Annotated in this window: 3 protein-coding genes; 1 reads left to right on the top strand and 2 read right to left on the bottom strand. The window is 70.5% G+C overall.

Going from position 1 to position 3,483, the window contains the following annotated elements:
* Window positions 1-141: 141 nt before the first annotated feature.
* Window positions 142-1,539, bottom strand: a complete 1,398-nt coding sequence (locus ACFWJ4_RS41185) for a M20/M25/M40 family metallo-hydrolase (protein WP_380554492.1) — start codon at window positions 1,537-1,539, stop codon at window positions 142-144.
* Between the two features lie 125 nt (window positions 1,540-1,664).
* Window positions 1,665-1,859, bottom strand: a complete 195-nt coding sequence (locus ACFWJ4_RS41180) for a hypothetical protein (RefSeq protein ID WP_380554489.1) — start codon at window positions 1,857-1,859, stop codon at window positions 1,665-1,667.
* 1,439 nt (window positions 1,860-3,298) lie between these two features.
* Here ACFWJ4_RS41180 and ACFWJ4_RS41175 point away from each other — a divergent pair.
* Window positions 3,299-3,483: hypothetical protein (locus ACFWJ4_RS41175; protein ID WP_380554486.1), on the top strand; the 185-nt coding region annotated here is incomplete at its 3' end.

The raw sequence follows: 3,483 nt of genomic DNA, 5'->3' as shown, positions 1-3,483 counted from the left end.
CCTCCCCCTGGGCCGTGGGGGGGGGTGCACCCTCATGGGGCCCCCCCCCCCCGGTGGGTTTGCTCCCCCGCAACCCCCCCCCCGCCCCAACCCCCCCCACCCGCTCGGGGGGGGGGCGTTGGGGGCCGGGGAGGGTGGTGGCTACGACATCGAGGGCTCCGTCCGCGGGGCCGTCGCCGGCTCGTAGTCACCCGACTGCTTCGCCTTGCCGAGGAGGTCCAGCAGAGCGGCCTCCGCGAGCGTCATCTTCCCGAGTTCGCCGAGGTCGACGCTCTCGGGCGAGGAGTGGATGTTGCACCGCGGTTCCTCGCAACCGAGAACGAGCACCGTCGCGTCCGGGTTGGTCTCCTGAAGCAGGGTGACCAGCGGAATCGTCCCGCCCTCACCGGTGAACGCGAACCCGGTCGACGCGCCGTAGGCCTCCTTCATCGCCTGTTGTGCCACCGGGAAGTAGTCCGGCTTCGGGGTCCCCGCCAGGTAGCCCGGGGCGGAGACCACCTCCTTGACGGTGACATCGGCGTGCCACGGGTTCAGGGAGGGCTGTTCGAGGAACTGCCTCAGCGCGGCGACGGCGTCCTGCGGCTTCTGGGTGGGTGCGATGCGCAGGCTGACGCGGGCGGTGGCCGTGTCCGTCAGCTGGTTGAGCGGGGCGGACATCGGCGGGGGGCCGCTCAGTCCCACGACGTTGACGGACGGCTTGGCGTGAAGCCGGTCGGCGATCGTGCCGCTGCCGATCAGGTGCACGTCCGGAAGGACGCCCGCGTCCTCCCGGATCTCGCTTTCCTCGATCTTCCGGTCCCGCGTGAGGGGCGTCTGGACCAGGCCGGGTACCGCGACGTCGCCCTTCCCGTCGTTCAGCGCGGCGAGCATCCGTACCAGCGCCATGAAGGCATCCGGCACCGGGCCGCCGAACACACCGCTGTGCACGGACTTCTTCAGAGTGCCGACCGTGACGTCCACCGCGACCACACCGCGCAGGCTGGTGGTGAGCGTCGGTCTGCCGAGCTTGTAGTTGCCGGAGTCGGCGACGACGATGACGTCCGCCTTGAACAGGTCGCGATGTTCCCGGACGAAGTCCTCCAGGGTGCCGCCGGACTCCTCCTCACCCTCCAGGACGATCGCCAGCGGGACCGGAGGCTTGCCCTCGAAGGCCCGCAGCGTGCCGAGGTGCATCATGACGCCGGACTTGTCGTCGGCGGCACCCCGGCCGTACAGGCGGCCGTCCTTCCTCACCGGCTTCCACGCATCCTCTCCCCACTCGCCGGCCTCGACCACGTCGTAGTGCGCGTAGAGCAGCACCGTGGGCGTTCCCTTGGGGACGTCGGCCGGTCCGCAGCGGGCGTACACCAGCGGAGCGTGCTTCTCGGGAGGGTCGCCGATGGACAGCGTCTTGACGCTGGCACCCGCTTCGCTGAGCAGGTCGACGCAGTGCCGGGCAGCGTCCTTCACGGGGCCGGTGTCCTTCGGGTTGTAGACCGACCGGAACGTGATGAAGCGCTCAAGGTCTTTGACCAGGCGGTCCGTGTCGATGGGTTTCATGGTCATACCTCCGTGATGTGCTTCCCGGCTCGCGACCGGGACTCAGGCCGTCGGCAAGACGGGCTGCTGCCGGCGATGCAGCGGGCACCACCACCGCGGCCGGACAACGGGCCGGGCGTCGGCCCCTACGACACCGTGACGGGCTGCTCGCAGTGCGCCACGATCGCCTTGGCCGCCTTGGCCGCCTTGGCCCACGGCTGTCCTGCCTCCTCGGAGTCCTCACCGCGGGCGTATCCACGGGCCGGCCAGGCCGTCCAGGTCCGCGTCTGTGACCCGGTCTCGGCGGGCATCCGCCACCCGCCGCTCGCGGGGTCGCTCATCGCTCCTCCGTCCCGCTCACTCAGGGACACTGCACGAACGCCCTCACAACGAAGAGATCGCAGGAGAGCAGCCGCGGAACATTGCCCGAGCCTATTGCTCGTTTCCCCCTCTTCCACCCTAGGAACGACATCCGTCGCAGACCACCCACAGCGGACGTCATTCCTGCCCGGCTCGGATGAACCCGCGCGGGCGCACCGCGGCGTGGTTCGCCATCGGCCGACGCTCACCTCACGCAAAGTCATCAACGGGCGCCACGCTGGGTAACGGCCATGGCCAGCGGGACGTCGCAGGCCATCAGTGCCGCCCGGCCCGCCGGCGCGGACGAGGTCCGTGAGACCGCGGGGCCGCAGCCCGCCTCCCGCTCAGGCGCGGTCACAAGGACGCGTCGTGCCTAACGAGCTCTCGGACGGCTTTCGCGACGGGCAGGTGATTCTCCTGTGCGGTCGGGTCTGAAGGGGTGGTCGATCGGGAGTACGCCGGCCCAACCACACCGCCGATAGACCCGACCGCCGCCCCGGGAAACCGATGCCTTGCGCGCCCAAAGGAGAGGACGTCGAGCTTGGCGTCGTCGGCGAAGAGCCGTTGGTCGGCGGTGAGCAGGTCGGAGGGGATGCCGGCTGAGAGGGTCTCGGCGTCCTGGGGGTGTGCGGTGGATCGGTGTGTTGTCGACGCGGAGTCCGGTGAGGGAGGGATTGACGCTGCCGGCCGGGCCGGCGAGGGTCTTGAGCCGTTGTCCGATGTGGCTCATCGCGGCCTCGGCCTCGCTGCTGCCGATCGACATCTGCGTGGCCATGTCGGTGAACTCCGAGCGCTGGGCGCCGTTATGGAAGACGAAGCCGCCCTTGGCGGTGCCGCTCACGCCGGAGAGGCCCCGTTGAGGTAGCCGTTGTCGAGGACGAAGTGCAGGCAGCGGTGACGTTGATGTTCGCCGCCGCCACGGGGCCGACCGCGTTCAGGCCGGCGCCCGTGCGGGCGACCGCCTCCTCGGCGGCGTCGGCGAGGCGCAGCGTCCACGGCGTTGCGGCCTGCAAGGGAAGGGGCGCCGACGGCAGCAGCGAACAGGACGGCTGCGCCGTCGCGGGGGTGGCCTGCGGGGCCTGCCGGGCCGGCACGGTGACCGCCGCGACGGCCAGGACGCTGGATCTGAGGTCTTCCGCGTGGCCGGAAGGCTCCGGAGGGTTGTCGGCCGGCAGGGCGCGGTTGACGACGCGGGATATGTGCTGTTCAACGGCTCGTCCGACGCTGCGACACGGCTGGACCCCGGGGGAGTGGTCGCTCTGGGGGAGGCGGGCTGATGCCGCCGAGGGGACGCCGTTCGGACGCACCTGGTGGGCTGTTCGGTTCTGGGCGGTTGCGGATGCTTGCGGCGGCTGGGCAGGTTGGTTCCGTCAGTGATTCGCTGGCGAACGAATCGATCGAGCAAAGGAATTCGGACACCATGAAGCACATAGGGGCCCGTAGGCGGCTGGCTGCCGTGGTGGTACTGCTGGGCATGGCGGGAACGCTCGCGCAGACCGGTACGGCGCAGGCGGCGACGCGAGCGGCGGGGCAGTGCGGCGGCAACGTCGCGGACTACACGTACCCGGCGCGGGCGTTCCAGTTCGATGGTGCGATCAGCAAGTG

This window comes from Kitasatospora sp. NPDC127067, from assembly GCF_042724755.1.
GTDB classification, from domain to species: domain Bacteria; phylum Actinomycetota; class Actinomycetes; order Streptomycetales; family Streptomycetaceae; genus Kitasatospora; species Kitasatospora lactacystinica.
Note: the sequence above shows the minus strand (reverse complement) of the source record. Positions and strands in the feature narration are given on the sequence as shown.

Excerpts from the sequence above, each read along its gene's own strand:
- ACFWJ4_RS41180 (WP_380554489.1), bottom strand. The coding sequence starts at position 1,859 with ATGAGCGACCCCGCGAGCGGCGGGTGGCGGATGCCCGCCGAGACCGGG.
- ACFWJ4_RS41185 (WP_380554492.1), bottom strand. The coding sequence starts at position 1,539 with ATGAAACCCATCGACACGGACCGCCTGGTCAAAGACCTTGAGCGCTTC.